The sequence below is a fragment of the Pseudomonas sp. 1L-B-1-E-C1 genome (assembly GCF_057291835.1).
Map to the genome: position 1 here is coordinate 692825 of NZ_JBXAWN010000001.1, position 20582 is coordinate 713406.

18 protein-coding genes are annotated in these 20582 nt (G+C 59.3%); 7 read left to right on the forward strand and 11 right to left on the reverse strand.

Features of this window, described 5'->3' with window-relative positions:
• Positions 1–4 precede the first annotated feature (4 nt).
• Positions 5–919 (reverse strand): LysR family transcriptional regulator, encoded by a 915-nt coding sequence (locus tag AC0Z4S_RS02965; protein WP_485621973.1) that lies wholly within the window; start codon positions 917–919, stop codon positions 5–7.
• Between the two features lie 84 nt (positions 920–1003).
• On the opposite strand from AC0Z4S_RS02965, the gene AC0Z4S_RS02970 reads away from it, so the two are divergent.
• The gene (locus AC0Z4S_RS02970; RefSeq protein ID WP_485621974.1) at positions 1004–1927 is read left to right on the forward strand and encodes a carbon-nitrogen hydrolase family protein; all 924 of its coding nucleotides are present in this window, start codon (positions 1004–1006) and stop codon (positions 1925–1927) included.
• A 147-nt stretch (positions 1928–2074) separates the two neighbouring features.
• Here AC0Z4S_RS02970 and AC0Z4S_RS02975 read toward each other — a convergent pair whose 3' ends face one another.
• Positions 2075–2548: an LEA/WHy family protein gene (locus AC0Z4S_RS02975; RefSeq protein WP_485621975.1), complete on the reverse strand. Its 474-nt coding sequence runs from the start codon at positions 2546–2548 to the stop codon at positions 2075–2077.
• Positions 2549–2615: 67 nt separating this feature from the next.
• Positions 2616–4082, reverse strand: a complete 1467-nt coding sequence (locus AC0Z4S_RS02980; protein WP_485621976.1) for a nucleobase:cation symporter-2 family protein — start codon at positions 4080–4082, stop codon at positions 2616–2618.
• A gap of 276 nt (positions 4083–4358) precedes the next feature.
• On the opposite strand from AC0Z4S_RS02980, the gene zapE reads away from it, so the two are divergent.
• A complete protein-coding gene (gene zapE / locus AC0Z4S_RS02985; RefSeq protein WP_485621977.1) occupies positions 4359–5477 on the forward strand; it encodes a cell division protein ZapE in 1119 nt (372 codons plus the stop codon).
• 18 nt (positions 5478–5495) lie between these two features.
• Positions 5496–6077 carry a DinB family protein gene (locus tag AC0Z4S_RS02990; RefSeq protein WP_471877895.1) on the forward strand — a complete coding sequence of 194 codons (582 nt, stop codon included), beginning with the start codon at positions 5496–5498 and terminating at the stop codon, positions 6075–6077.
• A gap of 372 nt (positions 6078–6449) precedes the next feature.
• On the opposite strand, the gene AC0Z4S_RS02995 is transcribed toward AC0Z4S_RS02990, so the two are convergent.
• From AC0Z4S_RS02995 to AC0Z4S_RS03005, 3 genes are all read right to left on the reverse strand, one after another.
• Entirely contained in the window at positions 6450–6659 is a 210-nt protein-coding gene (locus AC0Z4S_RS02995) for a hypothetical protein (protein ID WP_485621978.1), read from the reverse strand.
• 194 nt (positions 6660–6853) lie between these two features.
• Positions 6854–8596 (reverse strand): phosphoethanolamine transferase CptA, encoded by a 1743-nt coding sequence (locus AC0Z4S_RS03000; protein WP_485621979.1) that lies wholly within the window; start codon positions 8594–8596, stop codon positions 6854–6856.
• A gap of 210 nt (positions 8597–8806) precedes the next feature.
• Positions 8807–8989, reverse strand: a complete 183-nt coding sequence (locus AC0Z4S_RS03005; RefSeq protein WP_016774671.1) for a DUF6026 family protein — start codon at positions 8987–8989, stop codon at positions 8807–8809.
• A 275-nt stretch (positions 8990–9264) separates the two neighbouring features.
• Here AC0Z4S_RS03005 and gnd point away from each other — a divergent pair, with 275 nt between their 5' ends.
• The 3 genes from gnd to AC0Z4S_RS03020 are packed head-to-tail and all read left to right on the forward strand — an operon-like array spanning position 9265 to position 12583.
• The gene (gnd, locus tag AC0Z4S_RS03010) at positions 9265–10245 is read left to right on the forward strand and encodes a phosphogluconate dehydrogenase (NAD(+)-dependent, decarboxylating) (protein WP_485621980.1); all 981 of its coding nucleotides are present in this window, start codon (positions 9265–9267) and stop codon (positions 10243–10245) included.
• Complete coding sequence (gene zwf, locus AC0Z4S_RS03015) at positions 10242–11765, forward strand: glucose-6-phosphate dehydrogenase (protein WP_485621981.1); 1524 nt, start codon at positions 10242–10244, stop codon at positions 11763–11765. Before gnd ends, zwf begins: the two co-directional genes overlap by 4 nt.
• Entirely contained in the window at positions 11762–12583 is an 822-nt protein-coding gene (locus AC0Z4S_RS03020) for an HAD family hydrolase (RefSeq protein ID WP_485621982.1), read from the forward strand. The genes zwf and AC0Z4S_RS03020 overlap by 4 nt, the downstream gene beginning before the upstream one ends.
• A gap of 125 nt (positions 12584–12708) precedes the next feature.
• On the opposite strand, the gene nhaB is transcribed toward AC0Z4S_RS03020, so the two are convergent.
• The 4 genes from nhaB to AC0Z4S_RS03040 form a co-directional block, all read right to left on the reverse strand.
• Positions 12709–14211: a sodium/proton antiporter NhaB gene (gene nhaB, locus AC0Z4S_RS03025; protein ID WP_485621983.1), complete on the reverse strand. Its 1503-nt coding sequence runs from the start codon at positions 14209–14211 to the stop codon at positions 12709–12711.
• A gap of 170 nt (positions 14212–14381) precedes the next feature.
• Positions 14382–15308: a hypothetical protein gene (locus AC0Z4S_RS03030; protein WP_485621984.1), complete on the reverse strand. Its 927-nt coding sequence runs from the start codon at positions 15306–15308 to the stop codon at positions 14382–14384.
• A 142-nt stretch (positions 15309–15450) separates the two neighbouring features.
• The gene (locus AC0Z4S_RS03035) at positions 15451–16740 is read right to left on the reverse strand and encodes a hypothetical protein (RefSeq protein WP_485621985.1); all 1290 of its coding nucleotides are present in this window, start codon (positions 16738–16740) and stop codon (positions 15451–15453) included.
• A 257-nt stretch (positions 16741–16997) separates the two neighbouring features.
• Positions 16998–17264, reverse strand: a complete 267-nt coding sequence (locus tag AC0Z4S_RS03040) for a hypothetical protein (RefSeq protein WP_016774677.1) — start codon at positions 17262–17264, stop codon at positions 16998–17000.
• Between the two features lie 534 nt (positions 17265–17798).
• Here AC0Z4S_RS03040 and AC0Z4S_RS03045 point away from each other — a divergent pair.
• Positions 17799–19124: a sigma-54 dependent transcriptional regulator gene (locus AC0Z4S_RS03045; RefSeq protein WP_485621986.1), complete on the forward strand. Its 1326-nt coding sequence runs from the start codon at positions 17799–17801 to the stop codon at positions 19122–19124.
• 99 nt (positions 19125–19223) lie between these two features.
• On the opposite strand, the gene AC0Z4S_RS03050 is transcribed toward AC0Z4S_RS03045, so the two are convergent.
• On the reverse strand, positions 19224–20540 hold the full coding sequence (locus AC0Z4S_RS03050; RefSeq protein WP_471877889.1) for a hypothetical protein: 1317 nt from the start codon (positions 20538–20540) through the stop codon (positions 19224–19226).
• Positions 20541–20582: the final 42 nt, after the last annotated feature.

A 20582-nucleotide genomic window follows, 5' to 3' on the forward strand; every position in this document is an offset into this window, starting at 1 on the left:
CGCGTCACGCTTGGCCGAACGTGGCGGCAATCGCTTCGCGAACCTTGACCAGCACCGGATCGATCTGCGTGCCGGTGCGCCAGCCCAGTTCGACCGGATAGCGCGGCAAAGCCACAGGGCAGGGCAGCAATGCCAGTCCGCTCAGCGCGGCAATACTTGCGGCGGCGTGGGCCGGAATGGTCGCCACCGCCTGACTGCCCTTGAGCAGGAAGGGTAGCGCGGCAAAATGTGTGGTTGACGCGCAGACCCGGCGGCTCAATCCCACGGCCGCCAATCCCTCGTCGGTGATGCCGATAAAGCCGCCCGACGACACCAGAATGTGCTCGCGGGCGACAAACTCTTGCAACTCGATCTGCTGCTGGCCCGGCGCAAGACTGGCCGGATCGACCAGACACGCATAGCCCCCTTCACCCAATACCTGACGACTGAGCAAACGCTCGGCGAAGCCGCCAGCGGTGATCGCCAGATCGATGCTGCGCTCCATCAGCGCACGAGCAACGATCTGGCTGTGGGTCTGGCGAAAGATCAGCCGCAGCTTTGGCGCGTGGCGGGCGATTTCTTCGATCAAGGCGCGACCGTAGGCAATTTCAAAATCATCTGACAGACCAATCGCTACCGAACGCCCGTCGTACTGATTGGCTGTCGGATCGAGCATGGCCAGACTTTGCCGGCATTTGTTCAGCGCATCGCTGATCACCGGTTTCAGCTGGTTGGCCTGCAGGGTCGGCGCCAGGCCACGCCCGGTGCGCACAAACAATTGGTCGCCGTAAACCTCGCGCAGGCGCCGCAATGCCGCGCTGACCGCCGATTGCGTCACGCCCAGGCGCAAGGCGGCGCGGCTGGCGCTGGATTCCTCGTGCAGTGCTTCGAAAACTTTCAGCAAGTTGAGATCGATGTTGGCGATATTCATTTGGCTCATATCATTCAGCAGTGTTTGGGGCTTTATTCATGATCGCGTGGCGCTGGAGAATCGGCAACACCTGAACCTGATGGAGTAAACACGATGCCAAAATCCATTGTTGCTGCACTACAGATCGGCGCCTTGCCCGGTGGCAAAGACGAAACCCTCGATCAGATCCTCGGCTGGGAAAGCGCGATCATCGAATCCGGCGCAGCGCTGGTGGTGATGCCGGAGGCCTTGCTTGGCGGCTATCCGAAAGGCGAGGGCTTCGGCACGCAGCTGGGCTATCGCCTGCCTGAAGGGCGTGAGGCCTTCGCGCGTTATTTTGCCAACGCCATCGATGTGCCCGGCGCCGAAACCGAGGCGCTCTGCGGATTGTCGGCGCGCACCGGGGCCAATCTGGTGATCGGCGTCATCGAGCGCGCGGGCAGCACTTTGTATTGCACAGCGCTGTACTTCGATCCGCAGGCCGGACTCATCGGCAAACACCGCAAGCTCATGCCCACCGGCACCGAGCGATTGATCTGGGGCAAGGGTGACGGCTCGACTTTGCCGGTGTTCGACACTCAGGTGGGCAAGCTCGGCGCGGTAGTCTGCTGGGAAAACATGATGCCGCTGCTGCGCACGGCGATGTACGCCAAAGGCGTTGAAGTCTGGTGCGCGCCGACCGTGGATGAGCGCGAGATGTGGCAAGTCAGCATGCGTCACATCGCCCATGAAGGCCGCTGCTTTGTGGTCAGCGCTTGTCAGGTGCAGGCCTCGCCTAATGAGTTGGGTGTGGACATTGCCAACTGGCCGGGCGATCGGCCGTTGATCGCTGGCGGCAGCGTGATCGTCGGGCCGATGGGCGATGTGCTGGCTGGACCGTTGCGTGGCGAGGCGGGGTTGCTCACGGCGCAGATCGACACCGATGAACTGATCCGTGCGCGCTATGACTACGATGTGGTCGGCCACTACGCGCGGCCGGATGTCTTCGAGTTGAGCGTGGATGAGCGGGCGAAGCCGGGGGTGCGGTTCAACTCCTGACCTTGAAACTTGCAGAGAACCTGTGGGAGCGAGCCTGCTCGCGAAGACGTAGGCAACATGAGCGTCGTAGTCGCCTGAATGACCGCCTTCGCGAGCAGGCTCGCTCCCACAGGGGTTGTGTGGCGTTCTCCCGATTGGAACCGCTGACTACCAGGTCGCCGCACTCGCCTTGGGCAAACTCAACTTGCCGCTGTCGCTAAAGCGCATGGTGCCAAACAACCCGCCCGCCAGTTTGCCGCGCAGTACGTAGGGCAGGTTATCGAGGCTTTGCGTCTGGCTCAGGCCCAAGGTCTGGCGCAGGAACGAGAACGCCGAGACACTGACCGGCACCGTGACAATAGCTTCGGAGAAACGCGGTATCGAGCCGCTCTGATCGCTCACACCGGACGCCAGCGAATGACCGTTGACCTCCAGATCCAACGCGATGCCGTTGTAGTCGATCGCTGTCTCATTGGGGTTTTGTACGCGCAGCTTGATGGCGAAACGTACTTCCAGATCCTGGCTCGGCAACGGTTCGAGGCCGACCACGTTGATGTTTACCGGGTCACGGTTGGGGAACAGCGCACAAGCACTGAGGGACAGCAGCAGTAACGACAGAATGACGGCGTGCAAGCGGCGCATAAACGGTCTCTCAAAAAAAAGGGCTGAACCGTCATCGGCTCAGCCCTTCCTTTTTAAAGGCCAGACGTTAGCGGTTCAACTGTGCGACAGCCGCCGCTGGGGCAGGTTCACCTTTGGCCGGCATGTCCGGGTTTTCCATGACCTGCAGAATAGAAGCTTCCGGGTCGAAATCGTCTTCTTCCAGTTCGATGAACTCTTCGGGCAGGAAGATGTTCAGCACGATAGCGCACAACGCGCCGACGGTGATTGGCGATTCGAAGATGTTGCGCAGCGCTTGCGGCAATTCCCGCAACACTTCCGGCACCGCCGCGATGCCCAGGCCCATCCCTAAGGAAATCGCCACGATCAGCATGTTGCGCCGATGCAGCCCGGCTTCGGCGAGGATCTTGATCCCGGCCACGGCGACGGTACCGAACATCACCAGCTCGGCGCCGCCCAGCACCGGTTTCGGCATCAGTTGCAGCACCGCGCCGATCATCGGGAACAAACCGAGCAATACCAGCAGGCCCGCGATAAAAAACGCCACGTAGCGGCTGGCCACGCCGGTCAGCTGGATCACGCCGTTGTTTTGCGCGAAGGTCACCATCGGCATGCTGTTGAACACCGCCGCCATCGCCGAGTTGAGACCATCGGCGAGCAGGCCGGATTTGATTCGGCGGATGTACAGCGGGCCCTTGACCGGTTGCCGCGAGATCATCGAGTTCGCGGTCAGGTCACCGGCCGCTTCCAGCGGCGACACCAGAAAGATCACCGCCACCGGCACGAACGCCACCCAATCGAAGTTGAAACCGTACTTGAAAGGCACCGGCACGCTGATCAGCGGTACTTCCGGGATCGAAGCAAAATCCACCGTGCCCATCAGCCAGGCCACCACATAACCCAAGGTCAGGCCGATGACAATCGCGCCCAGCCGCAGGAACGGCACGTCGACGCGGTTCAGCACCACGATCGTGCCGATCACCAGCGCCGCGAGAAACACGTGACTGGCTGCGCCCAGGTCAGGCGCACCGAAGCCGCCGGCGATGTCGGTCATCGCCACTTTGATCAGCGACAGGCCCATCAGCGTAATGATGGTGCCGGTGACCACCGGGGTGATCAGCATGCGCAGTTTGCCGATGAACTGGCTGAGCACCACTTCGATGAAGGCAGCGAAAAAACACACGCCGAAGATCGTCGAGAGGATTTCATCGGTGCCGCCACCGCGCGCCTTGACCATGAACCCGGCGCTGAGAATGACACTGATAAAGGAAAAACTGGTGCCTTGCAGGCACAGCAGACCTGAACCCACCGGGCCGAAGCGCTTGGCCTGCACAAACGTGCCGAGGCCGGAGACGAACAGCGCCATGCTGATCAAGTAAGGGATTTCACTTTGCAGGCCCAGCGCGCCGCCCATGATCAGGGTCGGGGTGATGATGCCGACGAAACTTGCCAGCACATGTTGCAGCGCGGCGAACACGGTGGCAGTCAGGTGCGGACGGTCGTTCAGGCCGTAAATCAGGTCGTTGTTGCGCGAGGCTTTTTCAGAGGCGGTCATGGTGATGTGCGCGCCGCGAGGCGGGGCCGGGTCAGAAAATGGGTGCGCAGGATGCCGCAAGAGGGCGGCGAGGGCAACGAGCAATAACTGCCTGAAAGGTCAGGTTTTGCTGGGCGCAATGCCCCCTGTGGGAGCGAGCCTGCTCGCGAAAGCGGTGTATCAGTGAATATTTGTATCGGCTGACACGACGCCTTCGCGAGCAGGCTCGCTCCCACATGCGGATCATTCACGTGCCTCGACCAGCAATGGAAAATCCGCCGTGGCATACTCCCGCGCATGACTTTCGACTCTCCCCTCAGTGCCTGGCAATACGCCGTTGAACACAAGGGCTTCATCCAGGATGAAGCCCAGGAACACGCGGTCTGGGCCTTGCAAAAATGCCATGAAGCCTTGCACGCCGGTAGCCGTTCGATCAGCGGCGTGTACCTGTGGGGGCCGGTCGGGCGCGGCAAGACCTGGCTGATGGATCAGTTCTATCAGAGCCTGCGGGTGCCAGCGCGGCGTCAGCACTTTCATCACTTCATGGGCTGGGTGCATCAGCGCTCCTTCCAACTGAGCGGCATCGCCGATCCACTGCGCGCACTGGCCAAGGAGCTGGCCGGCGAAGTGCGCGTGTTGTGCTTCGATGAGCTGTTCGTCAATGACATCGGTGACGCGATCATTCTCGGGCGACTTTTCCAGGTCATGTTCGACGAAGGCGTGGTGATTGTTTGCACATCCAACCTGCCGCCCGATGATCTGTACGCGGACGGCTTCAACCGCGACCGCTTTACTCCGGCGATTACGGCGATCAAAGCGCAGATGCAAGTGGTCGCGGTGAATGGCGCCGAGGATCATCGCCTGCATCCGGGGGCGATCGAACAACGCTATTTTGTCCGTACCGCCGATAAACCGAGTGCGCTGGATGGTGTGTTCAAATCGCTGGTTTCGGCTGAGAGCCCAAGTGACGAACCCGTCGCCGTGGGCCATCGAATGCTCAACGTGGTGCAGGCCAGCGAATCCGTGCTGTGGTGCCGTTACCGTGATCTGTGCGAACAACCTTTCGCCGCCATGGACTTCATCGCGCTGTGTGATCGCTACCGGGCTATCCTGTTGAGCGAAGTGCCAAGTCTGAGCGCACAGAAACGTGAGGGACGCATCGCACGCGGCACTGAAGATGGCGCGCAACGCGTGGTCGCCGGCGACCGCGAACTGCCGCAGCTGTCGGTGCATGACGACGGCGTGCGCCGCTTCATCGCGCTGGTCGACGAATGCTACGACCGCAAGGTGCCGCTGTACGTCGAGGCAAGCGTGTCAATGGACGCGCTGTACACCGAGGGTTATCTGCAATTCCCGTTCCGCCGCACCCTCAGTCGTTTGCAGGAGATGCAATTGCAGCGTTTCGCCGAAGCCTGAAAAGAGGAGGGCGCCGACATGAGCCAACCGTTGTCCCATCATCTGCTGACCATGGCCTATCAGAATGCCTGGGCCAATCATCGCCTGGCCAAGGCCTGGACCCAGCTCGATGCCGCCGAATTGACCGCGCCACGGGTGAGCTTCTTCCCGAGCATCCGCCTCACGCTCAATCACATCCTCACCTGCGACTGGTTCTACGTCGACGCGCTCGAACGGGAATTGCGCGGTGACGAGCCGCACCCTGACTGCTATGTGTTCTTCAATGCGGACGAGCCGTTTACCGACGCCGCCGCGCTGCGTGAAGAACAGGCACATGTCGACCGTCGTCTGATCGCCTATTGCGAACAACTGCGCGATGCCGATCTGCCGAGAATCGTCACCATCGCCCGCGAAACACCACAACACGACAGCCGCTTGCGCATGCTCTCGCATCTGTTCGAACACCAGATCCACCATCGCGGCCAGGTGCATGCGATGCTCAGCGGCACGACGGTCAAGCCACCGCAGCTGGATGAGTTCTTCTGTGTCGGCGAAAGGGCATTGCGCGCCGAAGATTTTGCCGAACTGGGCTGGACTGAAGAACTCATCTGGGGCCACTGACCGCAAAAGATCGCAGCCTCGTTGCACTCGTCAGCTCCTACAAATAACGCTGTGCAGGTTCTGGATAAAGGCTTTGCAAGCCTGAAAAGCCCCTCACCCTAACCCTCTCCCAGAGGGAGAGGGGACTGACCGCAGTGACCGATCCAGATACGCCGACCTGAAATATCGAGCCGAACTCAGGTTTTGCAGAGCAAAAAGATCGGCTCCCTCTCCCTCGGGAGAGGGCGGGGTGAGGGGCGAATTCAGCGCTGATCACGAGCCGGATACATATCCGCCTGACCATAAAAAAAGGCGCCCCAGGCAGGGCGCCTCAACTGTCATCTCCCGGGCCAGAGCGGAGCCACGGAAGGTCCATCGGTTGCTCGATAAAGCTCAGTCGCGATAAGTCTCGGTCACCTGCGCCGTCTGGTCGGCAGGGACACGAATTTCTTTCGCATTGGCGTCGGCCCTTTGCTCGCTCTGCGCGTGCGCGACCGGGAAGTTGTCGTAGTAATAACGCATGCGTTCGGCGCCGCCCTCAGCGAACACGCTGGTGGAGCCGACGGCGAGCAGGGTGGTGAGGATGATGGTGGTGGTTTTCATGGTGCCTCCTACTGAACAAGTGGGAGTCGGTTCGTCCGTGAAGCAGATCTCGGGGGAGAGTCTGCGTCGCGGCCATTAACAATGGGTTAACGCTCGTTCATCGCAAATATTGCGGCGTATTACAGGGTCGTTGACAGGAAGAAGCGTCACGGCCGGCGGGCACAAAAAAGGGCCCTTGCAGGCCCTTTGTCGTTTTACTTCTGCGCCACTTCTGCGGGTGCCGGTGGCTTGGGCTTCATCAAGCTGAAATCAATCAACGCGCGTTTCGCCGTCTGGTACGGATCGCCGATCAACAGCTTGCGCGGTACGAAGCTGTCGCTGACCAGACTCTTGCTGCGGTCCAGCTCATCCGAACTCAACCCCGCCAGATCCGCCCAGGTATGGATGAACTGCGAGCTGCTGTACGGGCGGCTGAGGTCGCCGGCGAAGTTCCAGTCGTGGTTTTCCTTCCATTTTGGCGAGGCCCAGGCCATGAACGGGATGGTGTACATCGGTGCGGTCGGTTTGTTTTCGTTACGGCCCAAAGTGCTGTGGCCGGCCGAGTCGAAGACATCTTCGCCGTGATCGGACAGGTACAGCAAAAAGCCGTTCGGGTCGGATTTGGCGTAGTCCTTGATCAGGCTCGAAACCACGAAGTCGTTGTACAGCACGGCATTGTCGTAGCTGTTGTAGGTCGGCAACTGGTCATCGCGCACGCCGGCCGGTACGCCCTGGCGATCCTGAAACTTGTCGAACGTCGGAGGATAGCGGTACTGGTAACTCATGTGCGTGCCGAGCAGGTGCACGACGATCAGTTTGCGTTCAGCAGGATCGGTCAGAGCCTTGTTGAACGGTTCGATGACGTCGCCATCGTACTGTGCGGCGTTCTGGTTGCGGTTATTGTTCAGGTACACCTGCTCGTCGGCCTGTTCGGAGAAGGTCGTGAGCATGGTGTTGCGCTTGGTCATGGTCTGTTGGTTGGTAATCCAGAACGTCTTGTAGCCGGCCTGTTTCATCACGCTGACCAGCGACGGCGTGGACAGGTACAGATCCGGATTCTGCTCATCGGCGAAGGTCAGCACTTGCTGCAACGCCTCGATGGTGTAGGGGCGCGGAGTGATGACGTTGTCGAAGATCGCCAGTTGATCCTTGAGCTTGTCCAGTTCCGGTGTGGTGTTGCGCGGATAACCGTAAAGGCTCATGCGCTGACGGTTGGTCGATTCACCGATGACCAGCACCAGGGTCGCCGGTTGGCCGGCCGAGGCGTCCTTGAGGTTTTTCAGCGGCGGGATCTTGCTCGCGCTGTCGAGCATGCCCTGCATGTCGGCGAGGGTTTCCTGATAGCGGTGATAGGCCACGGCCATCTGCCATGGCACTGCTGGCTCGATGCGGGTTTCGAATTTCTCGAAGCCTTGGGCAAAGGTGCCCATGCGCAGGGTTTGCTTGACCAGCGGGTAGCCAACCACGGCAACCACGATCGCCGTCGCAGCAACCAGGGCGCGGCCGCGCGGCATGTACACCGGGCGCAGGCGCGTCCACAGGAAGTATGCGAACGCAGTATGCGCAAGGAATGCCGGAACCATCCACCAGGCGAAGTACTGGGTCATGTACTCGCCAGCTTCAGACACGTTCGATTCGAACATGATGAAGATGACGCTCTGGGAAAACTCCTGCTGATAAATGAAGAAGTAGCCGAGGCTGGCCATCGAGCAGGCCCATAGCACTACGCCGATAATCGCCGCGATTACGCGGGTCTGCTTGGGAAACAACAGCATCGGCGCCAGCCACAATGCGCTCATCACGAACGCCTGACGGAATCCGGTAAAGCCGGATGTGCCGGTCAGCTGGATCAGCAGTTGGGTGATACCCGAGAAGTACCAGAAGAAAACGAACAGCCAGATAAATCCGGCCCAGTCGAAACCAGCCGCAGTCGTTTTGCTGCGTTTGAACAATGCCATTCAGCGCTCCAGCTCAATCATCAAACCCACGCCGGAACGCTTCCATGACACCGACGAACAGAGGCCGTACGCGCAGGTACGGCCAGAATGGGGCGGAGTATCCCCAAGGGTATGTGAAAGATTTGTTAAACGCCGCTTTTATGTGGCATCAGGCGGTCAGAGGTGCAACGTGTCGGGAACGACGACGGTCGTTCCCGAAGCCGCGGGGGATCAGGCGTGGGGCGCGCGCTGCACAACCGGACGCGGTTGCGGCTGCGAGCCTTGAGTCAATGCGCGCAATTGCGCCAATTCGTGCTTCAACTGGTCGCGCTCGTCTTTCAACTGGCGCAATTCATCGCGACGGATCGTAACGTAGAGGGTTTGTGGCGGCATTGCTGTGTGTACTGTGCCCATTGCTCACCTCGCAAATGGCGTGCATCAACTGTAAGTCACTCCTCGTTCCGAGGCGCTTGACTTACTATCGGCGCCAATTTTGATTTCTTTTGCCCTGGAAGGGAACTTTTTTATTTTTCATGGTCGGTGTGTCTTCGGCAGGATTCGGGGCGTTATCACTCTGAATCGGGCACAATGCCCGGAAACTTCATCGCAACGCTCTGGACTAACCTCCATCAGTCGCGTTGGGCTATAACCAATGACACATATTTATTTGTAGTAAGGAGCATCAGCACATGCAACTCGGGATTATTGGACTGGGCCGCATGGGCGGCAATATTGCGCGACGTCTGATGCTCAACGGTCACACCACCGTTGTTTATGACCGCAATACCGCTTTCATCGATAACCTGGTCGCCGAGGGCTCCACGGGCGTCGCCGATTTGCCGGGCCTGGTCGCTGGCCTCGACAAGCCACGTGCCGTTTGGGTCATGCTGCCGGCCGGCGCACCGACCGAAGACACCATCAACACCCTGAGCGAACTGCTCGAACCCGGCGATACCATCATCGACGGCGGCAACACCAACTATAAGGATGACATTCGCCGGGCCAAGACGCTGAACGCGAAGGGTCTGCACTACATCGACGTTGGCACCTCCGGCGGCGTCTGGGGCCTGGAACGCGGCTATTGCATGATGATCGGCGGCGACGCCGAAACCGTGCAGCGTCTGGATCCGCTGTTCGCGGCACTGGCGCCGGGGATGGGCGACATCCCGCGTACCAAGGATCGCAAGTCCGATGACCATCGCGCCGAGCACGGTTACATTCATGCCGGCCCAGCCGGTGCCGGGCACTTCGTGAAGATGATTCACAACGGCATCGAGTACGGCATGATGGCCGCGTTCGCCGAGGGCTTCGACATTCTCAAGACCAAATCCAGCGAACGTCTCCCGGAAGATCAGCGTTTCGACCTCAACGTGGCCGACATCGCGGAAGTCTGGCGTCGTGGCAGCGTGGTGTCGTCGTGGCTGCTGGACCTGACTGCCGATGCACTGGCCAGCGATCCGAAGCTCGACGGTTTCTCCGGCTCGGTAGCCGACAGCGGCGAAGGTCAATGGACCATCGAGGCGGCCATGGAGCAAGCGGTGCCGGTACCGGTGCTGTCCAACTCGCTGTTCTCCCGTTACCGCTCGCGCGGACAGGGCACCTTTGGTGACAAGATCCTGTCGGCACAACGCTTCGGCTTCGGCGGCCACGTGGAGACCGCGAAAAAATGACCCGTACGATCCGCAAAAAATCCAAGGCAGAACCCGCACCACCGACCACGCTGTTCCTGTTCGGTGCCCACGGCGACCTGGTCAAGCGCTTGCTCATGCCGGCGCTGTACAACCTCAGTCGCGACGGCCTGCTCGACGAGAATCTGCGGATCGTTGGCGTTGATCACAACGCCATTACCGATGAAGCCTTCGCGCAGAAGCTCGAAGATTTCATTCGTACCGAAGTGGCGGCGAAGGTCGGCAAGGGCGATCAGATGCTTGATCCGCTCTTGTGGGCCAAGCTCGCCAAAGGTATCAGCTACGTCCAGGGCGACTTCCTCGACGACAGCACCTATTCAGCCCTGGCGGCGAAAATCGCCGACAGCGGCACCGGCAATGCGGTGTTCTACCTGGCCACCGCGCCGCGTTTCTTTAGTGAAGTGGTGCGCCGCCTCGGCAGCGCCGGTTTGCTTGAAGAAACTCCCGAAGCGTTCAGAAGGGTGGTGATCGAGAAGCCGTTCGGCTCCGATCTGCAGACGGCCGAGGCGTTGAACGCTTGCTTGCTCAAGGTCATGAGCGAGAAGCAGATCTACCGGATCGACCATTACCTGGGCAAGGAAACCGTGCAGAACATTCTGGTCAGCCGGTTTTCCAACAGCCTGTTCGAAGCATTCTGGAACAACCATTACATCGACCACGTGCAAATCACCGCGGCGGAAACCGTCGGCGTCGAAACCCGTGGCAGTTTTTACGAACACACCGGCGCACTGCGCGACATGGTGCCCAATCACCTGTTCCAGTTGCTGGCCATGGTCGCCATGGAACCGCCGGCGGCGTTCGGCGCCGATGCGGTGCGTGGCGAGAAGGCCAAGGTCGTCGGGGCGATTCGGCCCTGGTCGACGGAAGAGGCGCGGGCCAACTCGGTGCGTGGTCAGTACAGCGCCGGAAAGCGCGACGGCCAGCCGTTGAACGGTTATCGGGAAGAAGCCAACGTCGCGCCCGACAGCACCACGGAAACCTATGTGGCACTGAAGGTGATGATCGACAACTGGCGTTGGGTCGGTGTGCCATTCTATCTGCGCACCGGCAAACGCATGAGCGTGCGCGATACCGAGATCGTCATCTGCTTCAAACCGGCGCCTTATGCGCAGTTCCGCGACACCGAAGTCGACGAATTGCAACCGACCTACCTGCGTATCCAGATCCAGCCGAACGAAGGCATGTGGTTCGACCTGCTGGCCAAGCGGCCGGGACCGGCGTTGAACATGGCCAACATCGAGCTGGGTTTTGCCTACAAGGACTTCTTCGAGATGCAGCCTTCGACCGGCTATGAAACCTTGATCTACGACTGTTTGACGGGCGACCAGACTCTGTTCCAGCGCGCCGACAATATCGAGAACGGCTGGAGAGCAGTGCAGCCATTCCTCGATGCCTGGCAGCAGGATGCGAGCGTCGAGTTGTATGCGGCCGGCGAAGATGGTCCGCAAGCAGCCGAAGATCTCCTGACTCGCGATGGTCGCGTCTGGCATGGCCTCGGATGAGTGACCTGGCGAAACAACCCATCGGTTTTTTGCTCAGCGACATGGATGGCACGCTGTTGCTGCCGGATCACACGCTGAACCAACGCACCATCGACGCGGTTCGTTCGCTGCGCGAGGCCGGCGTGCTGTTCAGCCTCGCCAGCGGACGCCCGCCGAAAGCGATGTTGCAGCAAATCGAGGCGCTCGGCGTTGATCTGCCGACAGCGGCATTCAATGGCGGCACCATCGTCAAGCCGGACGGCACGCTGTTGGCCGCGCATTATTTGCCGGCAACCACGGCGCTGATCGCACTGGCACTGTTTGCCGATCAACCTGACGTGGAAATCTGGGTGTTCAGCGGCGGTGACTGGCTGCTCAAGGACCCGCACGGGCCGATGGTCCCACGAGAGCAGAGCGGCCTCGGCTATCCGCCGGTGGTGGTCGAGAGCTTTGAGCCCTACCTGGAACGGATCGACAAGATCGTCGCCACCAGCAACAACACTGACTTGTTGATCGAACTGGAGGCACAGCTGTTGCCGAAGGTTAACGGCATGGCGCAAGTGTCGCGTTCGCAGCCGGTGTACCTCGACGTCACCGCGCTGGAAGCCAACAAAGGCACTGCCCTGACGACGATCGCCGAATACCTCGGAGTGCCGCTGGAGCAAACGGCGGTCATCGGCGACGGCGGCAATGACCCGGCGATGTTCAAATGCGCCGGCTTGTCGATTGCCATGGGCCAGGCGGAAGAGGCGGTGAAGCGCCAGGCTGATGTCGTCACCGCATCCAATACTGAAGACGGTGTGGCACAGGCGATCGAGAAATACATCCTCCCGCGCTGACCCAACACAAAAAGCCAATGTGGGAGCGAGCTTGCTCGCGAAAGCGGTGTGTCATTCAACGAATCTGTTGTCTGACCCTCCCTTTTCGCGAGCAAGCTCGCTCCCACAGGGTTATTCAGCGTTGCCTAGAGCCAGTAGCTCACCGCATACCAGCCCAGCAGGCCCATCACCACGGTGTACGGCAGCGCCATCCACACCATGCGCCCGTACGACAAACGCACCAGCGGCGCAATTGCCGAGGTCAGCAGGAACAAAAACGCTGCCTGTCCATTGGGCGTTGCCACACTTGGCAGATTCGTGCCGGTATTGATCGCAATTGCCAACGTCTCGAAATGCTCCCGACTCATGTGCCCGGCGAGGAACGCCTGTTTCACCTCGGTGATGTATATGGTCGCGACAAACACGTTGTCACTGATCGCCGAGAGCAGGCCATTGGCGATGAACAACATGCCCGGCTGTTGATCGACCGGCAACGCCAGTACCCACTGAATCAACGGCGCGAACAGCTGTTGATCATGAATCACCGCCACCACGGCAAAAAACACCACCAGCAGCGCGGTAAACGGCATGGCGTCCTTGAACGCATTGCCCAGGCGATGCTCGTCGGTGATCCCGCTGAACGCGGTGATCAACACAATCACCATCAAACCGATCAGGCCGACTTCGGCGAGGTGAAACGCCAGGCATCCAATCAGAATCAGCGCCGCCGCGCCTTGCACCAGCAGCGCAGCGGTTTGCCGCGACGTACGCTCGGCGTTGTCTTCAGTCGCATAGTTGGCCAACACCGCGCGCACGTTATCCGGCAGGAGAGTGCCGTAACCGAACCAGCGCAGTTTCTCCAGCAGCACGCAGGTCACCAGACCCGCCACCAGCACCGGCAGCGACACCGGGGCGACTTTCTGGAAAAACTCGCCGAAATGCCAGCCCATCTCATGACCGATCAACAGGTTCTGCGGTTCGCCCACCAAGGTGCAGACGCCGCCCAACGCGGTGCCGACAGCGCCGTGCATCAACAGACTGCGCAGGAAAGCGCGAAACTGATTCAGGTCATCATGGTGCAACCCGGGCAACTGCTGGTCGTCGCTGAAGTCGCTGTCCTTGCGCGGATCGTTGCCCGATGCAACCCGGTGATACACCGAATAAAAACCCACTGCCGCACTGATGATTACCGCCGTCACTGTCAACGCATCGAGAAAGGCCGAGAGGAACGCCGACAAAAAGCAGAACATCAGCGCCAAAACGGCTTTCGAACGCACCCCCAACAGCAGCCGCGAAAACAGAAACAGCAGCAGATCCTTCATGAAGTAGATGCCGGCAACCATGAACATCAGCAGCAGGATGACCGGGAAGTTGTGCAGCAACTCGTCATAGAGCGCTTGCGGGGTGGTCATCTTCAGCAGCAGCGCTTCAATCAACAACAAGCCGCCGGGCATCAACGGATAGCACTTGAGTGCCATAGCCAGGGTGAAGATGAATTCGATCACCAGCAACCAGCCGGCTGCGACCGGGCCAATAGTGAACAGCACCACGGCATTGAGGATGAGAAAACCGACGATGGTCGCCTTGTACCAGCGTGGCGATTGCCCGAGGAAGTTGTGCGCGAACGCCTGGGCGATTGAACCGGACATCGGCTGCTCCTTTTATTAAGAAGCGCGAAAGTTGCCGGATGTTTCAAGGAAGATCAAGGTGTTCGTGGTTGATCCCGATTACGGTGTTTGAAAGACGGTACGTTTGATTCGATTGGCAACACTGACCCGCCGAGTTTTAACTCGGCGGGCGCCAGCGCCTTGATACAGAATTACAATGGCGGCAGTTTCGAAGAGGCTACCTTGATTGTCCATGGGGCCGACTGCCGGTCCGAGTAGGATCGGCAAACGAACGTATAGCTCAAGTCAGGGAGAAGGTTTTCAACGAGGGCGTTGAAAATTCCATACTCATTCGCGATGAACTCGACCCCTTCCTGGGCATCGCTGAGGATCAGTCCACTCTCGTGCGGCGTGGCTGTACCCACCAGAACTACTGCAGTCTGCGTCGTGGTTTCGCCATCTTCGATGGGTTGATGATTGCCCTGACCAAATCCGAACTGAATGCTCAGCAACGCCGGTTTTTCGATCTCGACACTCCAAGGGGCTGACTCCTTGCCGTTTAACGCGCGAACGACGAATTTATGCGCGCCTGGCTTAAGACCTTGGATCCGGGCGCTCCAGTGCCCTGTTGGATCGACGTTGAGCAGCCGGCTCACGATGCCGTTATCTACGAGTTCCACCACTTGGTTTAACGGGCCGTTGCCAACAAAGCTCAGGTCGGTATGTGCGGTACTTGAGCCGTTTTCGATCAATTGGCCGTCAGGTCCTTTGACAGATTCGATCAATAGCTGACCCAGTGCGATAGTAACCACCCACGGTGATGACTCTTGTCCAAACTCATCTCGCACGGTGTAGACATGGGTACCCACAGACTGGTGGGAAAGGAGTGTTGTAACATGGCCAGTCTCGTCAAATTTTACAGGGGCGATCGGTCTTCCGCCGTCCAGAAAGTCCGCCGTGCTACGCTCAGTGCCCCCGGCTGTGATAAAGAACTCGCTAACTTCAACGACGCTATCGGGTGGTATGTACTTACCATCCAGTTCTTTGAGTTCGAGGATCCGCGGTTCGACCTCGCTTGCACGCTTGCTTGAAGCGCCAACTTGCGTCAGTCGCCCGGACAATTTCTCTTGATCAGTCATTTCAAAATTCCTTTTTTCAGGTGAAGCACGCAGCTATCTGCGTGTACCTCCATCTGATCCCTGATTCAAAGAGGCGTCTACTGTCAGAAATTACAGGTAGAGCTATGTAGCCGACGGACGGTAAGGTCCGCTTGCATGCCGATTATCTATTCAGATAACGCGCAACCAATGCCCGGTAGTTGCCATCCAGCGAATAGCCACCGACCACAAAGTCGCCGTCAGCTTGCACGGCCAGCGAATTGGCCGTATCGAGACTTCGGCCCAGACGCGTGCGCAACCAACCGTGGCCCTGGCCGAACGCTGGGTCGAGGCTGCCATCGCATCGATACCGGGCGACCATGAAGTCTGCTTCGACCCCGCCGATGGTTGTCCCGACAGCGATGATCCGACCGTCGCTCATCAACTGGGCGGCATTCCACTGGCACCCGCTGGGACCGATGTCCAGCACCTGTGGCTGGCCATGGTGACAGTGCAAGTCCGGTCGACCGTTCCCGTGCAGAACAAACGTGAGACAGCGGATCGGATCGCGACTGCTGCCAAAACAATAAAGCCTGTCGTTGCAATCGATGACCTGACTGACCTGAGCGCTTTTCCCGTGAGTTTTAAAGGCCATGAAACCGTCCACGGCGAAGCGCTCGTCCAAACGCCCATCGGGCAGATAAATCGCCAGCAGGCCTTCCTGAGGAAAGTCGATGGAACCTGCCACCACGATCCGGCCATCCTTCTTCAACAGGAGGGTGCTCAGCCACGTATTGAGTAACAGGTGGCGGACCATCACGAACCCGCGCCCGTTGAAAGACTCGTCCAGGCGGCCATCGGGCTGCAGGCGAATCAGCATCCCGGCGTGATCGGCGAGGCTGAAATGATGGTTGGCGATCAGCAGAATGCGGCCGTCTTCCTGCACCGCAAAATCACAGGCTTCAACCCCCGGCACGCCCGGAGGCAGCCAGTTGTCACGGGTGCCCATGGACAGCTCGCCGGGCAGCCGCACGACCTGGAAGCCGTTGTCGCCGAAGGATCGGTCCCGCTGGCCGTTGGTATCAAACAGGGCGAGGGCGGGCAGGGTGCGATGGGTATTTTCATAATGCAGGCCCGCCAGCAGAATCCTCCCGTCGGACAGTACCTGAACCTTGCCCGCCCTGGCTTCGAACCCCTCAACGAAGCTTCCGATCACGCTGCCCTGAGCGCCAAACGACAAATCAGCCGAACCATCGGCCAGCAGCCGCGCCAGGCCAAAACGACTTCCTTTCGGCGTACCGACCTTGGCAGCGACCAGAATCCGGCCCTGCGCATCGAGCGCGACATGCTGTGTCTGGCTGGACAGACTGCCGGCAAAATACACCTGCGCAATACCGCCAATGGCGAATGTCGAATCGAGCGAACCGGGGTTGTTCCATGCAGTGGGCAGCGCAAAAGTGTTCAGGGTAGACATGCACGCGTCTCCTTGCCAGTAGACCGATACCCAGTGGTTGGGCGGCTGACTGCACGAGCGAAACATTCAATCCCTGAACCGCGAGAAGTACAACTGGGAGAATCAACAGAAGGACGGTCGCACTGTGCCAGAACAGTGTCTTGTTGAACCAGTTGCAAGCGAGCCAAGCATTCAAGCAAGACCCGACTCGGCAAGTAACGGTTTTTCTGTAAGAAAAAAGGGCGGATGACTTTATGTCATCCGCCCTTGTTCGGTTATCAGTGTGGCATCGACCACGATTGCAACTTATGGCCGTCTTCGCTCAGCTCGGCGCGCGCCTGTTGCAGTAGTTGTTCGAGTTGCGCCGGGTCAGAGTAGGCGCTGCTCGGAATCTGTTTGCGACCGATGTGTGAATTGGTGCGGTCGACGACGGTCAGGCTCAGCTCGCCATTACCGTCCTGTGGCGCCCAGGCCACGCACTGGAAAGGTTTGAACGCGTGGTTGGCAATCAAAAGAGCTTCGTTGATACGGAGCGGGGCAGTCATGGGATCTCTCTCTAATTAGTGCCCAATCAAGTGATGTGCCGTCGGTTGGGCTTACCGTGCGGCGGGTTACTTGTATGTACTGATGCACGCAACCGGGGGACGGGTCACACTTGAAACAAAGAAATTTCAGGTTCTTTACATAACCCCGGCTAGTTTCGTTAATCCTGCACATGTCCGAACACCGCGCCGAATTCACCCCTCACCCCAGCCCTCTCCCCGAGGAGAGGGAGCCGGCCTGTGGGGACTTCGGTACTTGAGTTCGGCTCGGCATCTCAGGTCGGTATAACTCGAGCAAACACCTCGGTCAGTCCCCTCTACCTCTGGGAGAGGGTGAGGGTGAGGGTGAGGGCTGCTGTTTGACACACTGCGAATAGTCGATAGCTAACTAACAACCAGCTTTCTTATAACTCTTTTAATAAGCCCCCTATAAGCAATCGATACAAGCACCCGTCAAAATCTTGCTAGTGTTACAACCGGGTCTGCCAAATGACTGTTTTTACAATCATTTATTAAGTTTGGCGCCAAGGAACAGTCATGAGCGAAGCGCCTGCATCGAGACGTTTACTGGTGGTCGATCCCTGTGACGATTGCCATCGCCTGTTGCCCGGATTGCGCGCCGTGGGCTGGGACGTCGACAGTTGTAATCTGGAAAATGCCGGCGACCGCGCCTGTGATGTCGGCCTCCTGCGTTTGCAGCCCTTCCATCTGGAGCGCCCCGAGGCCGTCAAAGAGTTGATCAGCCGCAGCGGTACGGAGTGGATCGCCGTGCTCAATCAGGAAGTTCTGCGCTTGCAGAACGTCGGCGACTTCGTCTGTGAATGGTTTTTCGATTTCCACACCTTGCCCTTCGACGTCTCACGCGTACAGGTCACCCTCGGGCGCGCCTTCGGCATGGCCCGACTGCGCGGGCAGGGCACAATTCATGTCGACCAGCCGGAACACGAACTGCTCGGCGACAGCAAACCGATCCGCGAACTGCGCAAACTGCTGAGCAAACTCGCACCGACCGAATCGCCTGTGCTGATTCGCGGCGAGAGTGGTACCGGTAAGGAACTGGTCGCGCGGACCCTGCACCGGCAATCCCAGCGCCACAACAAACCGTTTGTAGCGATCAACTGCGGGGCGATTCCCGAGCATCTGATTCAGTCCGAACTGTTTGGTCACGAGAAAGGCGCGTTCACTGGCGCGCACCAACGCAAGATCGGACGCATTGAAGCGGCTAACGGCGGCACGTTATTCCTTGATGAAATCGGCGATCTGCCGCTGGAGTTGCAGGCCAATCTGCTGCGCTTTCTCCAGGAAAAACACATCGAGCGCGTCGGTGGCAGTCAACCGATCCCCGTGGATGTTCGCGTGCTGGCAGCGACTCACGTTGACCTCGAGGCGGCGATCGAGAAAAAGCGCTTTCGTGAAGATCTCTATTACCGCCTCAACGTTCTGCAAGTGGTCACCGCACCGTTGCGTGAACGCCATGGCGACTTGTCGATGCTGGCCAATCACTTCTCGCATTTCTATAGCCATGAAACCGGACGCCGGCCAAGAAGCTTCAGCGAGGATGCGCTGATCGCCATGGGCAAGCATGACTGGCCCGGCAACGTACGCGAACTGGCCAACCGGGTACGCCGCGGGTTGGTGCTGGCCGAGGGCCGGCAGATCGAAGCACGGGATCTGGGCTTGATCAGTCAGCACTCGATTGCCACGCCGATGGGCACGCTGGAGGATTACAAGACCCGGGCGGAACGGCAGGCGTTGTGTGATGTGTTGAATCGTCACAGTGACAACCTCAGCGTCGCGGCCAAGGTGCTCGGTGTATCAAGGCCGACGTTCTACCGGTTACTGCATAAGCATCAGATTCGTTAACTAGCTGTAGATCAAAAGATCGCAGCCTTCGGCAGCTCCTACAGGGATTACGCAATCCGAATGCAGGAGCTGCCGAAGGCCGCGATCTTTTGCTTTGCTTTAGAAGTAATACGGGAATTTCAGACTGAACGAGAAGTCCGGCGCATCGTCAGTCATGCCGATCGACAAGTTCGGCACGATGGTCAAGTTGTCGGTGGCCGCGATGGTCATGCCGACGTTGAAATAACCGGCGTTGGCGTCACTCGACACCACCGATTCCCAATCGCCGCCGTCCTGTTTCAGCTTGCTCTTGCGCTGTACCAGGTCGGAAACGGAGAACGACATACTCATCTTCTCGTTGAGTGCGAAGGCGATACCGGCACCGATCTGGAAGCTGTCGCCGATGCGCACTTTGCCTGGGGTTTTCTGGTTGACGGTGGAGCTGATGTCGTCGAACGACTCCTCAAGGTTATGGGTGTAGGAAAGGCTGCCGAACAGCACCGCCGGATCAAACGTCTTGACCAGCGAGATGCCCGGGGTGATCGACCAGACGCCGTTGCCGGTGGGCAGGGTGTCGGGGACGAACAGGTTGGAGTTGGCGTCGGTCTGGCGCAGCTTGATGCCGAACGGGTCTTTGCCGGTTGGCGCCTTCACGCGCAGGGTGACGACGGCGTCCGGGGTGTTGACCGACTCGTCGAGGAACTTGTAGGCGATACCGAAGTTGACGTCGCCAATGGTTGGATCCTTGGTCACGGTTTCTTCGGTGGTGACACCGGCCGCGCCCTGGTTGCCGCCGCCCGACTGATAAGTCGACTCGCGGTAAACCACCGGCACGTTCAGGTCGAACTGCCAGCGATTGTCGAAGTTGTAGCGGCCGGTGAGGTCGAGGGTCCAGGTGTCGGCCTTGATTCGGTCGAGGTTGATGTTGCCGAGGAAGATCGAATCCAGCGCAAGGAAACCGTTGAGGATCAACTGGCGGGTGTCGTAGCGCGAATAGGTCAGGCCGGTTTCGACGCTGAACTTGCCGCCGCCAAAGAAACCGCTGGCTTCGTCATACAGGTTGGAAACACTCTGCGCCGGTTGCGAATCATCGGCCAGTGACTGACCGTAAGAAGCGCCGCTGCCCCCGGCGGCGCCTCCCGATGCGGCGGCCGCACCGGTGCCCGTGGCGGCTCCGGTAGCGACGCGATTGCCTTTCATGTCGGACGGCGATTTGGCCAGCCGTTTTGGCGGTGGGGCGGCGGGGGTTTCTTCTACCTGGCGGACCCGTTGTTCAAGTACCGCCAGCGCTTGTTGTTGTTGTTCGTATCGTTGTTTCAGTTCCAGAAGTTCCCGTTTCAGGGCTTCTACATCGGCGTCGGGTGCTGCTTGCAGCATTGCCGCCGGAAGAAGGGTACTCAAACACACTGCGGCACGCAGTGATACTGATCGATACATGAATAAGCCGTCCCTTTAAGCCCAATGATCGAGACTCAGCGT